The 15,058-nt window shown below is 70.3% G+C and carries 14 protein-coding genes; 7 read left to right on the forward strand and 7 right to left on the reverse strand.

What is annotated here, in order from left to right; genetic code table 11:
• The first annotated feature begins 85 nt into the window (after positions 1 to 85).
• Positions 86 to 1,054 carry a diacylglycerol kinase family protein gene (locus tag ABZX67_RS21610; protein WP_355362546.1) on the forward strand — a complete coding sequence of 323 codons (969 nt, stop codon included), beginning with the start codon at positions 86 to 88 and terminating at the stop codon, positions 1,052 to 1,054.
• Between the two features lie 317 nt (positions 1,055 to 1,371).
• The gene (locus ABZX67_RS21615) at positions 1,372 to 1,629 is read left to right on the forward strand and encodes a WhiB family transcriptional regulator (RefSeq protein ID WP_003953983.1); all 258 of its coding nucleotides are present in this window, start codon (positions 1,372 to 1,374) and stop codon (positions 1,627 to 1,629) included.
• Positions 1,630 to 1,807: 178 nt separating this feature from the next.
• Here ABZX67_RS21615 and ABZX67_RS21620 read toward each other — a convergent pair whose 3' ends face one another.
• Complete coding sequence (locus tag ABZX67_RS21620) at positions 1,808 to 3,277, reverse strand: PAS domain-containing sensor histidine kinase (RefSeq protein WP_355362663.1); 1,470 nt, start codon at positions 3,275 to 3,277, stop codon at positions 1,808 to 1,810.
• Positions 3,278 to 3,635: 358 nt separating this feature from the next.
• The gene (locus ABZX67_RS21625) at positions 3,636 to 4,229 is read right to left on the reverse strand and encodes a TetR/AcrR family transcriptional regulator (RefSeq protein ID WP_355362548.1); all 594 of its coding nucleotides are present in this window, start codon (positions 4,227 to 4,229) and stop codon (positions 3,636 to 3,638) included.
• 83 nt (positions 4,230 to 4,312) lie between these two features.
• Here ABZX67_RS21625 and ABZX67_RS21630 point away from each other — a divergent pair, with 83 nt between their 5' ends.
• Positions 4,313 to 5,065, forward strand: coding sequence for an SDR family oxidoreductase (locus ABZX67_RS21630; RefSeq protein WP_355362550.1), 753 nt, complete (start codon positions 4,313 to 4,315; stop codon positions 5,063 to 5,065).
• A gap of 50 nt (positions 5,066 to 5,115) precedes the next feature.
• Here the strand turns inward: ABZX67_RS21630 and ABZX67_RS21635 are convergent, their stop codons facing one another.
• Positions 5,116 to 6,165, reverse strand: coding sequence for an SIS domain-containing protein (locus ABZX67_RS21635; protein WP_355362552.1), 1,050 nt, complete (start codon positions 6,163 to 6,165; stop codon positions 5,116 to 5,118).
• A gap of 111 nt (positions 6,166 to 6,276) precedes the next feature.
• On the opposite strand from ABZX67_RS21635, the gene nagB reads away from it, so the two are divergent.
• Complete coding sequence (gene nagB, locus ABZX67_RS21640; protein ID WP_355362554.1) at positions 6,277 to 7,062, forward strand: glucosamine-6-phosphate deaminase; 786 nt, start codon at positions 6,277 to 6,279, stop codon at positions 7,060 to 7,062.
• A gap of 76 nt (positions 7,063 to 7,138) precedes the next feature.
• Here the strand turns inward: nagB and ABZX67_RS21645 are convergent, their stop codons facing one another.
• The 4 genes from ABZX67_RS21645 to ABZX67_RS21660 all read right to left on the reverse strand — a co-directional run bounded on the left by ABZX67_RS21645 (position 7,139) and on the right by ABZX67_RS21660 (position 11,906).
• A complete protein-coding gene (locus ABZX67_RS21645; protein ID WP_355362556.1) occupies positions 7,139 to 8,656 on the reverse strand; it encodes a glycoside hydrolase family 3 N-terminal domain-containing protein in 1,518 nt (505 codons plus the stop codon).
• A gap of 9 nt (positions 8,657 to 8,665) precedes the next feature.
• Positions 8,666 to 9,457, reverse strand: a complete 792-nt coding sequence (locus tag ABZX67_RS21650) for a carbohydrate ABC transporter permease (RefSeq protein WP_355362665.1) — start codon at positions 9,455 to 9,457, stop codon at positions 8,666 to 8,668.
• Between the two features lie 89 nt (positions 9,458 to 9,546).
• Positions 9,547 to 10,557 carry a sugar ABC transporter permease gene (locus ABZX67_RS21655; RefSeq protein ID WP_355362558.1) on the reverse strand — a complete coding sequence of 337 codons (1,011 nt, stop codon included), beginning with the start codon at positions 10,555 to 10,557 and terminating at the stop codon, positions 9,547 to 9,549.
• A gap of 71 nt (positions 10,558 to 10,628) precedes the next feature.
• Positions 10,629 to 11,906, reverse strand: coding sequence for an extracellular solute-binding protein (locus ABZX67_RS21660; RefSeq protein ID WP_355362560.1), 1,278 nt, complete (start codon positions 11,904 to 11,906; stop codon positions 10,629 to 10,631).
• Positions 11,907 to 12,220: 314 nt separating this feature from the next.
• Here ABZX67_RS21660 and ABZX67_RS21665 point away from each other — a divergent pair, with 314 nt between their 5' ends.
• From ABZX67_RS21665 to mctP, 3 genes are all read left to right on the forward strand, one after another.
• Entirely contained in the window at positions 12,221 to 12,988 is a 768-nt protein-coding gene (locus tag ABZX67_RS21665; protein ID WP_355362667.1) for a GntR family transcriptional regulator, read from the forward strand.
• Between the two features lie 129 nt (positions 12,989 to 13,117).
• Positions 13,118 to 13,363, forward strand: a complete 246-nt coding sequence (locus ABZX67_RS21670) for a DUF3311 domain-containing protein (RefSeq protein ID WP_355362562.1) — start codon at positions 13,118 to 13,120, stop codon at positions 13,361 to 13,363.
• On the forward strand, positions 13,360 to 14,988 hold the full coding sequence (mctP, locus tag ABZX67_RS21675) for a monocarboxylate uptake permease MctP (RefSeq protein WP_355362564.1): 1,629 nt from the start codon (positions 13,360 to 13,362) through the stop codon (positions 14,986 to 14,988). Before ABZX67_RS21670 ends, mctP begins: the two co-directional genes overlap by 4 nt.
• Positions 14,989 to 15,058 lie beyond the last annotated feature (70 nt).

Genomic DNA, 15,058 nt, shown 5'->3' on the forward strand with positions numbered 1-15,058 from the left:
AGGGTAGCGGCCGGCCCCGTCCACGTACTGGACAGGGGTCGGGAGCACCTGGGCCCGGTACCGCGCGGTAGGTAACCTGGCGGGCATGCGCGCACTTCTCGTGGTCAACCCGGCAGCCACCACCACCAGTGCCCGCACCCGTGACGTACTGATCCACGCGCTGGCCAGCGAGATGAAGCTGGAGGCGGTGACGACCGAGTACCGGGGCCACGCCCGCGACGTGGGGCGCCGGGCGGCCGAGTCCGCCGACATCGACCTGGTCGTCGCGCTCGGCGGCGACGGCACCGTCAACGAGGTGGTCAACGGGCTGCTGCACCACGGCCCGGACCCGGAGCGGCTGCCGCTCCTCGCGGTGGTGCCCGGCGGCTCCACCAATGTCTTCGCCCGCGCGCTGGGGCTGCCGAACGACGCCGTCGAGGCGACCGGCGCGATCCTGGACGCGCTGAGCGAGCGGCGCGAGCGGACCGTGGGGCTCGGGCTGGCCTCCGGCACTCCGGGGTCGGAGGACGAGGCGGTGCCGGCCCGCTGGTTCACGTTCTGTGCCGGTTTCGGCTTCGACGCGGGCGTGATCGGCCGTGTCGAGCAGCAGCGGGAGCGCGGCCGGAGGTCGACGCACGCGCTGTACATCCGGCAGGCGATGCGCCAGTTCCTGGACGAGCCGCACCGCCGGCAGGGCGTGATCACGCTGGAGCGCCCCGGCGCGGACCCGGTCCACGACCTGGCGCTGTCGATAGTCTGCAACACCGCCCCCTGGACCTACCTGGGCAATCGCCCGGTGTACGCGGCACCCGAGGCGTCCTTCGACACGGGGCTCGACGTGCTCGGACTGAGCAGGCTGTCGACGGCCGCGGTGGCGCGGTACGCGACGCAGCTGCTCACCTCGACCCCGGAGCGCGGACCGCGTGGCAAGCACGCCCTGTCCCTGCACGACCTGACCGACTTCACCTTGCATTCGAAGGTTCCACTGCCGTTCCAGATGGACGGAGACCACCTGGGGCTGCGGACGAGCGTGACGTTCACAGGCGTTCGCCGTGCACTGCGTGTGATTGTGTGAGTGGAAGAGCCTCGGACCCTTTATCTCGAACGTATGGGCCAGGATCCACCCCATAGAAGTACGGCTGTGACCTAGCCGACACCGAGGAATCAAAAAAAACTTCTCGGAAGGGGTTGTATCCGCAGCCGAGGTTTGCGAATCTCTACATGGCGATCGGGACGGCCCGCAGAACCGGCCTCCAGGGAAAGCCAGAACCCCTCCTCAAATCACAGGACCACACGCCCACCCGGCGGTAGGCCCTTCACTTGTTGAGGGATTCGTGAAAGCGTTCACATTCACAAGCAACCTGAATGCAACACCAAGGAGAGGTAGCAGCCATGGACTGGCGTCACAACGCCGTTTGTCGTGAGGAAGACCCCGAGCTGTTCTTCCCCATCGGCAACACCGGTCCTGCGCTGCTGCAGATCGAGGAAGCCAAGGCTGTCTGCCGTCGCTGCCCCGTCATGGAGCAGTGCCTGCAGTGGGCGCTCGAGTCCGGCCAGGACTCCGGCGTCTGGGGTGGCCTCAGCGAGGACGAGCGCCGCGCGATGAAGCGCCGCGCCGCCCGCAACCGGGCGCGCAACGCCAGCGCCTGAGCGACGCCACCGCGACGAGCCTGAGGCCCGGCGGCGCGTACAGCGAGTACGCACCCACCCGCCTCCCGAGCCGCAGCGCGCAGCAGTAACCCAAAGCGTTCGAGCCCCGGACCGTCTCCCACGGTCCGGGGCTCGCTGCTGTTCCCGCTCGCTGCTGTTCCCCCTCGCTGCGTCCGCGCTACTTCTGCGCCTGTACGGGGACGTCGAGCACTACGCGCGTGCCGCGACCGGGGGCGGGCTGCATGTCGAACGTTCCGCCCAACTCCCCCTCCACCAGCGTCCGTACGATTTGCAGACCGAGGTTGCCGGCGCGCTGCGGATCGAAGTCCTCCGGCAGCCCGCGCCCGTCGTCCTGAACGGTGATCAGGAGGCGGGCGTCGGCGGCGCGCGGGTCGCCGCGTACGGCGGAGACCTCGACGGTGCCGAGCTCGCCCGGAGCGAAGGCGTGTTCGAGGGCGTTCTGAAGGATCTCGGTGAGGACCATCGACAGCGGGGTCGCGACCTCGGCGTCGAGGATGCCGAAGCGGCCGTTGCGGCGGCAGGTCACCTTGCCGGGCGAGATCTCCGCGACCATCGAGATGACCCGGTCGGCGATGTCGTCGAACTCGACGCGCTCGTCGAGGTTCTGCGAAAGGGTCTCGTGCACGATCGCGATCGAACCGACGCGCCGCACCGCCTCGTTGAGCGCCTCCCGGCCGCGGTCGGAGTCCATGCGGCGGGCCTGGAGGCGCAGGAGCGCGGCGACCGTCTGGAGGTTGTTCTTCACCCGGTGGTGGATCTCCCGGATGGTGGCGTCCTTCGTAATCAACTCGCGCTCGCGGCGGCGCAGTTCGGTCACGTCCCGCAGCAGCACGAGTGAACCGATGCGGGTCCCCTTGGGCTTGAGCGGGATGGCGCGCAGCTGGATGACGCCGCCGCTGCCCTCGACCTCCGTCTCGCGCGGGGCGTAGCCGCTGGCCAGTTTGACCAGCGCCTCGTCGACCGGCCCGCGGGAGGGGGCCAGTTCGGCGGTGATCTGGCCGAGGTGCTGGCCGACGAGGTCGGCGGCGAGGCCGAGGCGGTGGTACGCGGAGAGGGCGTTGGGTGACGCGTACTGGACGACGCCGTCCGCGTCGAGCCTGATCAGCCCGTCGCCGGCGCGGGGCGATGCGTCCATGTCGACCTGCTGCCCCGGGTAGGGGAAGGTGCCGTTCGCGATCATCTGCGCGAGGTCGGACGCGGACTGGAGGTAGGTGAGCTCCAGGCGGCTGGGGGTACGGACAGTGAGCAGGTTGGTGTTGCGCGCGATGACGCCGAGGACGCGCCCCTCCCTGCGTACGGGGATGGACTCGACCCGGACCGGGACCTCCTCGCGCCATTCGGGGTCGCCCTCGCGGACGATGCGGCCCTCGTCGAGGGCGGCGTCGAGCAGCGGGCGGCGGCCGCGCGGGACCAGGTGGCCGACCATGTCGTCCTGGTAGGAGGTCGGGCCGGTGTTGGGCCTCATCTGGGCCACGGAGACGTAGCGGGTGCCGTCGAGTGTGGGGACCCAGAGGACGAGGTCGGCGAAGGAGAGGTCGGAGAGCAGCTGCCACTCCGACACCAGCAGGTGGAGCCACTCGAGGTCCGAGTCGCTGAGGGCGGTGTGCTGGCGTACGAGGTCGTTCATGGAGGGCACGTGTGCGAGCGTACCTGTGCGGCCGCGCCTGGTGTTCTGTCGGCCGGTGAGGGAGGATGGGCGCGGGATTACCATCTGCTTACCGATGGACAGACCCGATTGGTCTAGTCCAGAATGCGACACACGACCTCCGCCCTCCCCGCACAGGAGGGTGGATCGAGGACCCGGCGCTCTCTGCCCTGACTGCGTCCGGGACCTCCCATACGGCCGCGGGACCGCACACCCGACGGCCGGGCAACTCCGGGCTGCGGTGCCGGACGGGTTGAGGGTCCCGTCGGGCGCCGCGGCCCGCGGGTGCGTTCGGGGCCGTGTTCACGTGCCCAGGGCGCGTGCTGGGCGCTACGCCGGGCTACGCCGGCCAGGCGCGCATCGCGGCTTCCGCCACCGCCTCCAGCTCCTCCTTCGTCGCGCCGTCGCGCGCCTGCTGCGACATGCCCTGCAGTACGGCTCCGCTGAGGCGGGCCAGCGCGGCGGCGTCCGTGTCGGCCGGGAGCCGGCCCGACGCGATGTCGGCGCGTATACGGGACTCCATGCCGGCCAGATTGGCGTTGCGGCGCTCGCGGAGGTCCTGCTCCACCTCGGGTGTCGAGCAGTTGATCGCGGCCGAGATCACCAGGCAGCCGCGCGGGTGGGCCGGGTCGGTGTACTCGCTCGCCGCCTCCCGCAGCATCCGCGCGACACCGGCGCGGGCGGTGGGCTCGGCGTCCAGGGCGCGGCTCCCGAAGGAGCCGTACCTCTCCGCGTACACACCGAGGGCCTCCTCGAACAGCGTCTTCTTGTCACCGAACGCCGCGTAGAGGCTCGGCGCGCCGATGCCCATCGCGTGGGTGAGATCGGCCACGGACGTCGTCTCGTACCCGTGCTCCCAGAAGGCCATCACCGCCTTCTCCAGGGCGGTGGCACGGTCGAAGGAGCGGGGCCTGCCGCGCTGTTTCGTCGCCATGGCTTCATTCTATAGCGCGCACTAAAGAAAGTCTGGTACGGTCTTTCTGTACCGACCACTACAGAAACGGGGAGGGCGGCGCCATGGGCGTGCTCACGGGCAGGACAGCGCTGGTCACGGGCGGCAGCCGGGGCATCGGACGGGGCATCGCGAAGCGGCTCGGCCGCGACGGGGCGCGGGTCGCGGTGCACTACGGCACCGACGAGGCGGCCGCGAAGGAGACGGTCGCCGCGATCGAGGCGGCCGGCGGCTCCGCCTTCGCGATCGGGCAGGAGCTCGGCGTACCGGGGGACGCGGAGGCGCTGTGGGCGGCGTTCGACCGGCACGCCGAGGGCCTGGACATCCTCGTCAACAACGCGGGCATCGGCGCCTCCGAGCCCTTCGGCACGATCGGTGAGGCCGAGTACGACCGGGTGTTCGCGGTCAACACGAAGGCGCCGTTCTTCGTGACGCGGCTGGGCCTGGACCGGATGCGGGACGGCGGCCGGGTCGTCAACGTGTCGACGGGCCTGTCGCGGGCGGCGTTGATGCCGGACGTGATCGCGTACGCGATGAGCAAGAGCGCGCTGGACACCTTTACGCGGTACCTGGCGAAGGTGGTGGGCGCGCGAGGTATCACCGTCAACACGGTGGCGCCCGGCATCGTCGACACGGACGTCAACGCGGCGTGGCTGCGCGCCGACGAGGCGGCGTGGGCGGGCGCGGCCGCCTTCTCGGCGCTGGGCCGCGTCGGCGCCCCCGCCGACATCGCGGACGTGGTGGCCTTCCTCGCGTCGGACGACGCCCGCGCGATAACGGGGCACTGGCTGGACGCGACGAACGGCTCGCTGCCGTAGGACCGCCTCGCTGGGGGACCGCCCGCCGGGGGAGCGCTCGCCCGGACCGTTCAGCGCGTCTCGGTGACCTTCGCCAGGGCGCGGGGGGCGTCCGGGTCCTGGCCGCGGGCGATGGTGACCTCGTAGGCGAGGAGCTGGAGCGGGAGGATCTCCAGGATCGGCTGGAGCTCCTCCGGGATGCCCTCCGTCGGGAGGACGAAGCCCGCGGAGGCCGCTTCGACCTGGGGGCGGGGGCCGACGACCACGAGGTCCGCGCCGCGGCCGCGGAGGCGGTCGAGGACCGGCTGGAGGGCCTCGCCGCCCTTGCCGTCCGGGACGACGGCGATGACGGGCGAGATGTTGTCGACCATGGCGAGCGGGCCGTGCAGCAGGTCGGCACCGGAGTAGGAGAGAGCCGGGATGTAGCTGGTCTCCATCAGTTTCAGGGCCGCTTCCTTCGCGGTGGGGTAGCCGTAGCCGCGCGAGGTGATGACCATGCGCTCGGCGAAGCGGTACCGGGCAGCCAGGGCCCGGACCTCGTCGCGCCGTTCCAGGACGGACGCCGCCCGGTCCGGGAGGGGCTCGGCGGCGGTGGGGCCGCCGTCGCCGGCCAGGCCCTCGACCAGGAGGTAGAGCGAGAGGAGCGAGGCGGTGTAGGTCTTGGTGGCGGGCAGCGCCTTCTCGGGGCCCGCCAGGATGTCGATGTGGTGCTCGGAGACCGCCGCGAGCGACGAGTCGGGGTTGTTGGTGACCGCCAGGGTGATCGCGCCCGCCTCCCGCGCCGCCCGCGTGGAGGCGACGAGGTCCGGGGAGCCGCCGGACTGGCTGACGGTGACGACCAGGACGTCGGCGTAGTCGGGCTTGGCGCCGTACGCCGTGGTCGTGGACATGGAGGTCAGGCCGCAGGGCAGGCCCAGCCGGATCTCCAGCAGGTACTTGGCGTACAGCGCGGCGTTGTCCGACGTGCCGCGCGCCGTCAGCAGGACGAAGCGCGGCCGGCGCTCCCGGATCGCCTCGGCGACGGCCCGGATCCGCGGCGCTCCCTGGTCGAGGATCCGTCGCAGCACCGCGGGCTGCTCCGCCATCTCCCCCGCCATGATCCGGCCCGGCTGCTCGCTCATGCGCACCAGTCGAACACGGGCCTCTGAGAACCCGCCAGCGGAGAGGGCCATTCTGCTAGATTGGTCTATACCACATCGTCATCCGTCACCCATCAGATCGGCAGGCCCAGCGTGGAAGTTGTCATCGTCCAGGACGCCAAGGCAGGCGGCGAGCTCATCGCCGAGGGCATCGCCGCCCTCCTGCGCCGCAAGCCCGACGCTCTGCTCGGCGTGGCCACCGGCTCGACCCCGCTGCCCATCTACGACGCGCTGATCGCGAAGGTCCGCTCCGGGGCCGTGGACGCCTCGCGCGCCCGCATAGCCCAGCTCGACGAGTACGTCGGGCTGCCCGCGGGCCACCCCGAGTCGTACCGGTCGACCGTGCTGCGCCAGGTCGTCGAGCCGCTCGGGCTGAGCCCCGACGCCTTCATGGGCCCCGACGGCTCCGCCGAGGACGTGCAGGCCGCCTGCGAGGCGTACGACAGGGCCCTCGCCGAGGCGGGCGGCGTGGACCTCCAGATCCTCGGCATCGGCACCGACGGGCACATCGGCTTCAACGAGCCGTGCTCCTCGCTCGCCTCCCGCACCCGCATCAAGACCCTCACCGAGCAGACCCGCGTGGACAACGCGCGCTTCTTCGAGGGTGACATCGACCAGGTGCCGCACCACGTGATCACGCAGGGCATCGGCACCATCCTGGAAGCCCGCCACCTCGTGCTGCTCGCCACCGGCGAGGGCAAGGCGGAGGCGGTCGCGCAGACGGTCGAGGGGCCGGTCGCCGCGCTCGTACCCGCCTCCGCGCTGCAGCTGCACCCGCACGCCACGGTCGTCGTCGACGAGGCCGCCGCGTCCAAGCTGAAGCTCGCCGACTACTTCCGGCACACCTACGCGAACAAGCCCGCCTGGCAGGGCATCTGACGCGCGCGTACGGCTCACGCACACACCGAGGGCCCGGCTTCCCCCCGGAGCCGGGCCCTCGGCGTACGCCACACGCTCAGGCGACGCCCGCGATGACCTCCGCCGCCGCGGTGCCGCACACCCGCGCCGCGCCGTGCGTGGCGATGTGCAGGGCCCCGCGCGGCGGCGCCTGGTTCAGGCCCATCTCCACCACGACCGTGTCGGGGCGGGCCGTCACCAGGGCGTCCAGCGTCCGCGCCATCCACGGGTGGCGGTGGGTGTCCCGCACCACCGCGACGATCGGCCGCTCCCCCGCGTCCCGCAGCACCCGGTCCACGGCCACGTCGGAGGCGTACGTACCGGTCGTCGTGGACGGCAGCAGCCGCGCCAGCTCGGGGCCGACGCCCCACGGGGTCTCGTCGCCCACCGCGAAGTTGGTGACGGGGGTGAAGGCGGCGACGTACGCCGGACCGGTGAGCGGCTCGCGCGTGCCCGTGACGCGCAGCGCCCGCCGCGCCGCCACGAGACCGATGTCGGCGCCGGGCGCGGTCCCCTCCTCTGAAGCCGCGCCCGGCCCCGTCTCAGCCCCCCTGGCCCGGTGCGCCTGGGTCCAGGACGCGAGCGCGCGCACCCGCGCCGCCGCGTCGGCCAGCCGCTCCTCGGGCAGTTCGCCGGTCCGTACCGCCGCCACCAGCGCGTCGCGCAGCCGCAGTACGGTCCCCTCGTCCGCCAGGCCGCCGCCGACGCAGAGGGCGTCGGCGCCCGCCGCGAGCGCGAGGACGGAGCCGCGCTCGATCCCGTACGTCGAGGCGATGGCCTGCATCTCCATGCCGTCGGTGACGATCAGGCCGTCGTAGCCCAGCTCCTGGCGCAGCAGACCCGTGAGGATCTGCGGGCTCAGGGTGGCCGGGCGGTCCGGGTCGAGCGCGGGAAGCAGGATATGCGCGCTCATCACCGATTTGGAACCCGCGGCGATGGCGGCGCGGAAAGGTACCAGCTCACGGGCGTGCAGTGTGGCGAGGTCCACATCGATGCGGGGAATCGCGTGGTGCGAGTCGACATTGGTGTCGCCGTGCCCGGGGAAGTGCTTGGTGCAGGCGACGACGCCGGCGGACTGCAGGCCCTCGATGTAGGCCACGGTGTGGCGGGCGGCCAGCTGCGGGTCGGCGCCGAAGGAGCGTACGCCGATGACCGGGTTGTCCGGGTCGGAGTTGACGTCCGCGGAGGGCGCCCAGTCGAAGTCGATGCCGCAGGCGGCGAGCCGGCGGCCGAGCTCCGCCGCCACCGCCCGGGTCAGGTCGGTGTCGTCGACCGTGCCGAGCGCGTAGTTGCCGGGGAAGGACGAGCCGGTGCGCACTTCCAGGCGGGTGACGTCGCCGCTCTCCTCGTCGATCGCGACGAGGAGGTCGTCCCGCTCGGCCCGCAGGCGTGCGGTCAGCGCGGTCAGCTGCTCGGGGTCGGTGACGTTGCGCCCGAACACGCCGACGGAGGCGAGCCCTTCGCCGATACGGCGCAGCAGCCAGTCGGGCGGCGTGGTACCGGTGAAGCCCGGCTGCAGGACGGTGAGCGCGTCCCGGACCAGGGTCGGCGAGGCACCGCGTACGAGGGTCGTCATGGAGGGCCGTTATCCCTTCACTGCGCCGGCGGTCAGACCCGCGGCCATCTTGCGCTGGACGAGGAGGAAGAGGATGACGACGGGAACGGCCATCATCGTGGCGCCGGCCATCATCGGGGCGTACTCGGTCCCGTTCTTGGTGGTGAAGTTGCCCAGCCAGACGGTGGCCGTCTGGTTCTGCTGGCTCATCAGCATCAGGGCGTACAGGTACTCGTTCCAGGCCTGGATGAAGCCGTAGACGGAGGTCGCGACCATGCCGGGGGCGAGCAGCGGGAACACCACCCGGACGAAGGCGCCGGTGCGGGTGCAGCCGTCGACCATCGCCGCCTCCTCCAGCTCCTTGGGGATGTTGACGATGAAGCCGCGCAGGGTCCACACCGTGAAGGGGAGGATGAAGGTGAGGTACGTGATGATCAGGCCGGTGAGCTTGTCGTACTGACCGAGGTCGTTGAGCAGCAGGAAGACCGGGATGATCATCGCGACGAGCGGGACCATCTGGATCGCGAGGATGCCGACGATCACGATCTTGCGGCCGCGGAAGGCGAAGCGCGAGATGGCGAGCGCGGCCAGCAGGCCGACGACGATGCCGATGAGGACGACGACGAACGAGACGATCAGCGAGCGGCCGACCGGCCCCCAGAAGTCCGCGATCTGGAGGGCGCGCTCGAAGTTCTCCAGGGTGAACGTGCGGGGGAAGAAGTGCGGATCGGGGTCGATGGCGTCCTTGGCCGGCTTGAACGCCGTGTTCAGCATCCAGTAGACGGGGAAGCCGATGGAGACGAAGACGAACAGGCCGATCAGGTTCCAGCCGAGCTTGCCGCCGGGCTTGCGCGCGGACGTGCCCCCGGACGTGCCCCCGGGCTTGGTGCGCGGCGCGGTGGTCGTGGCGCTCACTCGACTTCTCCGATCTTGAGCATCTGACGCATGTACACGGCGACGACACCGAGCAGCAGGACCACGGTGACGACCGCGATCGCCGAACCGCCGCCGTAGTCGTTGACCACGAAGGCCTTGTCGTACGAGTACGTCGTCAGGAGCTGGAACTCGGCCTCCGGGTGGCCGTTGCGCATCACGAAGACCTGCGGGAAGACGCCCATGTCCCAGATCACCGACAGCGTCGTGAGCATCACGATGATCGGCTTGAGGATCGGCAGCGTGACGTACCGGAAGACGCCCCAGGCGCCGGCGCCGTCGAGGCGCGCGGCCTCCTCCAGCTCCTTGGGCACCTGGGTGAGGCCGGCGCTGAGCGTGATGACGACGAAGGGCACCGCGCCCCACACGACCAGCAGCATGATCACGGCCAGGCCCTGGGGGCCGCTGGCGAACCAGTTGTGCCCGATCATGTCGACGCCGGGCACCTTGCTGAGCAGCCAGTTCAGGACGCCGTAGTCGGCGTCGAAGAGCCACTTGAAGATGGCGGTGGCGACGATGATGGGCATGCCCCAGCTCGCGACCAGCGCGATGTTGATCAGGGTCTTGACCCAGCCGGAGACGCGCTGGAGCAGCAGGGCGATCAGCATGCCGATGACCATGGTGAAGACCACCGCGCCGGCGGCGAAGACCACGGTCCGCAGCACGACGGCCCAGAACTCGCCGTCCCCGAGGATCTTGGCGAAGTTCCCGAAGCCGACGGACTCGGGCTCCTTGAAGCCCCACAGCTGGGGCTGTTCGAACTTCTGGAAGGCGAGGGTGACCAGCCGCACCAGCGGATAGCCGAGGACCAGCAGGAGAACGAGCAGGCAGGGCGCGAGCAGCGCCCACGGCACCGCGGCTCCCCCGGTTCCGGGCTTCCCGGCCCGCTTCCCGGGCCCCTTCGCGGGGCCGCCGGTCGGGGCGGAATCCCGTACCGGCGATGGCCGCGTGGGCGGCACCTTGGCAGTGGTTGTGTCGGCGGCACTCATCGCGACAGCGGTCCCTCTTCTCGTACGGGCGCCGAGGCCCCGCCCGGCGGCGGCGGGGCCTCGGCGTCAGGTCACTTGGTGTTGATGACCTTGTCGATCGCGGCGTCCGCGTCCTTCGCGGCGGCCTCGACCGACTTCTTGCCGGTACCGATCTCCTGGAGCAGGGTCTTGAGGGTCTGCGCCTTCTCGACCTGGCCCCAGCCGGGTGCCATGGGGACGAACCAGTTGGACTCGGCCGCGGTGGCGGCGACCGCCGTCTTCGGGTCGGCCTTCAGGGTCGCGAGGTCGGTCTTGTTGTTGGGCAGGTTGCCCTTGGCGAGCAGGCCCTTCTGGCCCTTGGCGCCGGTGTAGGCGTTGATCCACTCGGCCGCGACGTCCTGCGCCTTGGACTTGACCGGGATGGCGAGGTCCGAACCGCCGAGGAAGACGGGGATGTTCTTGCCGGACGGGCCGGGCATCACGAAGTTCTCGAGGGAGTCCTTGAGCTTGCCCGTCTTGTCGTTCTTCGGGTCGGCGGCGGTGCCGCCCTCCCAGGCGGCCGCGAAGATCATCGCGGCGTTGCCCTGACCGAAGACGATCGGACGGTCGGACTCGTCCTTGGTCTTGTCGGCCTTCATGTAGGTGTCGAGGACCTTCTTGTACTCGTTGAGGCCCTTGAGGGACTCGGGCGAGGACAGGTTGGCCTTCCAGGTGTCGCCGTCCTTCTTGGCGATGGAGCCGCCCGCGTCGTACACGAAGGACATCGCGGCGTACCAGTCCGGCGAAGGCTGGTACCAGCCGCTGAACTTGTCGCCCTTCTTCGCCTGGATCTTGTCCAGGGCGGCGGTCAGCTCGGCGTACGTCTTCGGCGGGGTCTTCACGCCGACCTCGGCGGCGACGTCCTTGCGCCACGTGGCCACGCGGCCGCCGGCGTAGTAGGGGACGCCGTAGGTCTTGCCCTCGTAGGTGACGGACTCCTTGAGTCCGTCCAGCCACTGGTCCGACTGCTCGAACTTCTTGGGGTCGACCTCGGCGAAGGCGCCCTTCACCATGTAGCCGAGCATCTCGGTGTTGCCCATCTCGACCACGTCCGGCGCCTTGTCCGTGGCGAGTACGGCGTCGAGCTTGGCGTTCTTGTCCGGCCAGCCGTAGTACTCGTGCTTGATCTTGATGCCGGGGTACTTCTGCGCTATCGCGTCGTCGGCCGCCTTCACCAGGTCCGGCCAGTTGTTCTGGGCGTCGACCGTCAGCCAGACGGTGAGCTCCTTGGCGCCGCCCCCCGCGGCGTCCCCGCCCTTGTCGGAACCACACGCCGCCACGCCGACCATCATGCCCGCGACGCCGATCGCCGCGATGAGCTTGCGCTTCACGCCACCCTCCTCAGGATGCCTGCAACCCTTTGCCCCCACCGCGAAGCCATACGACGGCCATACGACGTGTACGTGTACTGCCCGTGCTGCCCGTGGGACTGGGACCGGTCTTTAATGGTTTAGACCAGTAGCCCGGAGCTTGGCCTAGACCTTCTGGGGTGTCAAGGGTGTATAAGAAGGGCAGTCGGCTCCGTTACGAGACCGACACCTGAGGAGGGGCGACGACCCGTGACCGGTCCGTGCCACCATGTGAGCCGCAAGGGACGGAGGAGCCGGTGACGGCAGCAGCACAGGAGTCGGGAAGGCGGGCGGCCATGGCCACGGACGGGGGCGGCAGCACCGAGAGCGAGAACGGGACGGCCACTCGCACCGCACGCGTGCCCAAGTACTACCGGCTCAAGCGGCATCTGCTCGACATGACGCAGACCATGCCCCCGGGCACCCCGGTGCCCCCGGAGCGCACGCTCGCCGCCGAGTTCGACACCTCTCGCACCACCGTGCGCCAGGCGCTTCAGGAGCTGGTCGTCGAGGGCCGCCTGGAACGCATCCAGGGCAAGGGCACGTTCGTCGCGAAGCCGAAGGTGTCGCAGGCGCTCCAGCTCACCTCGTACACCGAGGACATGCGCGCACAGGGCCTCGAACCCACCTCGCAGCTCCTGGACATCGGGTACGTCACGGCCGACGACACCCTCGCCGGGCTGCTCGACATCTCGGCCGGCGGGCGCGTGCTGCGCATCGAGCGGCTGCGGCTGGCGAGCGGCGAGCCGATGGCCATCGAGACCACGCACCTGAGCGCGAAGCGCTTCCCGGCGCTGCGGCGGTCGCTGGTCAAGTACACCTCGCTGTACACGGCGCTGGCGGAGGTGTACGACGTCCGGCTCGCGGAGGCCGAGGAGACCATCGAGACCTCGCTGGCCACACCGCGCGAGGCGGGGCTGCTCGGCACGGACGTCGGCCTGCCGATGCTGATGCTGTCGCGCCACTCGCTGGACGAGCACGGGCGGCCGGTGGAGTGGGTGCGCTCCGTGTACCGGGGCGACCGGTACAAGTTCGTGGCGCGGCTGAAGCGCCCGAACGGCTGACCCTCCCCCACTGGCCCCCGGTCCGCCCGAGACCCGTCCGTTATGCGGACCGGGGTTCCATGCCGCGGAACGGTCCCTTAGATTGCGTGCGCACGACGCCAGGTGATCAGTGAGGGGACGGGACGCCGTATGACACAGGAGAAACAACCAGTGGTCACCCCGGTGCGGGTGGTGGTGGCGCTCTGCCTGCTCGCGCCGTTCGTGGCGATGCTCTGGGTCGACTCGTACGCGAAGGTCGAGCCGACGCTCATCGGGATCCCGTTCTTCTACTGGTACCAGATGGCCTGGGTCGTCATATCGACCCTGCTGACGATGGTGGCGTACAAGCTGTGGCACCGTGACCAGCGGTCCCGCAAGGGGGGTGCGTCGCAGTGAAGGACGGCGTGAACGGCGTCGCACTCGCCGTCTTCATCTTCTTCTTCCTGGCCGTCACGGTCATGGGCTTCATGGCCTCCCGCTGGCGCAAGGCCGAGAACGAGCACAGCCTGGACGAATGGGGTCTGGGCGGCCGGTCGTTCGGCACCTGGATCACCTGGTTCCTGCTGGGCGGCGACCTCTACACGGCGTACACCTTCGTCGCCGTCCCCGCGGCCATCTACGCTGCGGGCGCGGCGGGCTTCTTCGCCGTCCCGTACACGATCCTCGTCTACCCGCTGATCTTCACCTTCCTGCCGCGCCTGTGGTCGGTGTCGCACAAGCACGGGTACGTCACCACCTCCGACTTCGTGCGCGGCCGCTTCGGTTCGAAGGGCCTGTCGCTGGCGGTGGCCCTGACCGGCATCCTCGCCACCATGCCGTACATCGCGCTCCAACTCGTCGGCATCCAGGCGGTGCTGGACGTGATGGGCGTGGGCGGCGGCGAGACCACGCACTGGTTCATCAAGGACCTGCCGCTGCTGATCGCCTTCGGCGTCCTCGCGGCGTACACGTACTCCTCCGGGCTGCGCGCGCCCGCGATGATCGCCTTCGTCAAGGACACGCTCATCTACATCGTCATCGCGGTGGCGATCATCTACATCCCCATCAAGCTGGGCGGCTTCGACGAGATCTTCAGCAAGGCGGGCGAGGCGTACGCGCAGATCAACCCGGCGACCGACAAGCCGCGCGGTGCCCTGGTGCCGGGCGAGATGGGCCAGTGGGGGTACGCGACCCTCGCGCTCGGCTCGGCGCTGGCGCTCTTCATGTACCCGCACTCGATCACGGCGACGCTCTCCTCGCGCAGCCGTGACGTGATCCGCCGCAACACCACGATCCTGCCGCTGTACTCGCTGATGCTGGGTCTGCTGGCGCTGCTCGGCTTCATGGCGATCGCGGCGGGCGTGAAGGTGCAGAACGGCCAGCTGGCCATCCCGCAGCTGTTCGAGAACATGTTCCCGGACTGGTTCGCGGGCGTCGCCTTCGCGGCCATCGGCATCGGCGCGCTGGTCCCCGCGGCCATCATGTCCATCGCCGCGGCCAACCTCTTCACCCGCAACATCTACAAGGACTTCCTGAAGCCGGACGCCACCCCGGAGCAGGAGACGAAGGTGTCCAAGCTGGTGTCGCTGCTGGTGAAGGTCGGCGCCCTGGCCTTCGTCCTCACCATGGACAAGACCGTCGCCATCAACTTCCAGCTGCTGGGCGGCATCTGGATCCTCCAGACCCTGCCGGCGCTGGTGGGCGGCCTGTTCACCCGCTGGTTCCACCGCTGGGCGCTGCTCGCCGGCTGGGCGGTCGGCATGGTCTACGGCACGGCCGCCGCGTACGGCGTCGCGAGCCCGACCCAGAAGCATTTCGGCGGCTCGTCCGCCGAGATCCCCGGCATCGGCGAGATCGGCTACATCGGCCTGACGGCGTTCGTCCTCAACGTCCTGGTCGTGGTCGTCCTCACCTTCGTCCTCAAGGCCGTCAAGGCTCCGGAGGGCATCGACGAGACGTCGCCGGAGGACTACACGGCGGACGCGGGCGACCCGGGCGTCCAGGTCGAGCTCCCCAAGGCCACGGCGGGCTCCGGCCACTGAGGCCGCACCACTGACCCATCCGCGTACGACGGGCCGTCACGCTTCCCCAGCGGAAGCGCGGCGGCCCGTT

The sequence above is a fragment of the Streptomyces sp. NPDC003036 genome (assembly GCF_040611175.1).
In the GTDB taxonomy this organism is placed as follows: Bacteria; Actinomycetota; Actinomycetes; order Streptomycetales; family Streptomycetaceae; genus Streptomyces.

Excerpts from the sequence above, each read along its gene's own strand:
- ABZX67_RS21620 (WP_355362663.1), bottom strand. The coding sequence starts at position 3,277 with ATGAACGACCTCGTACGCCAGCACACCGCCCTCAGCGACTCGGACCTC.
- ABZX67_RS21665 (WP_355362667.1), top strand. The coding sequence starts at position 12,221 with ATGGCCACGGACGGGGGCGGCAGCACCGAGAGCGAGAACGGGACGGCC.
- ABZX67_RS21615 (WP_003953983.1), top strand. The coding sequence starts at position 1,372 with ATGGACTGGCGTCACAACGCCGTTTGTCGTGAGGAAGACCCCGAGCTG.
- ABZX67_RS21655 (WP_355362558.1), bottom strand. The coding sequence starts at position 10,557 with ATGAGTGCCGCCGACACAACCACTGCCAAGGTGCCGCCCACGCGGCCA.
- ABZX67_RS21630 (WP_355362550.1), top strand. The coding sequence starts at position 4,313 with ATGGGCGTGCTCACGGGCAGGACAGCGCTGGTCACGGGCGGCAGCCGG.
- ABZX67_RS21625 (WP_355362548.1), bottom strand. The coding sequence starts at position 4,229 with ATGGCGACGAAACAGCGCGGCAGGCCCCGCTCCTTCGACCGTGCCACC.
- ABZX67_RS21645 (WP_355362556.1), bottom strand. The coding sequence starts at position 8,656 with ATGACGACCCTCGTACGCGGTGCCTCGCCGACCCTGGTCCGGGACGCG.
- ABZX67_RS21610 (WP_355362546.1), top strand. The coding sequence starts at position 86 with ATGCGCGCACTTCTCGTGGTCAACCCGGCAGCCACCACCACCAGTGCC.
- ABZX67_RS21635 (WP_355362552.1), bottom strand. The coding sequence starts at position 6,165 with ATGAGCGAGCAGCCGGGCCGGATCATGGCGGGGGAGATGGCGGAGCAG.
- ABZX67_RS21670 (WP_355362562.1), top strand. The coding sequence starts at position 13,118 with ATGACACAGGAGAAACAACCAGTGGTCACCCCGGTGCGGGTGGTGGTG.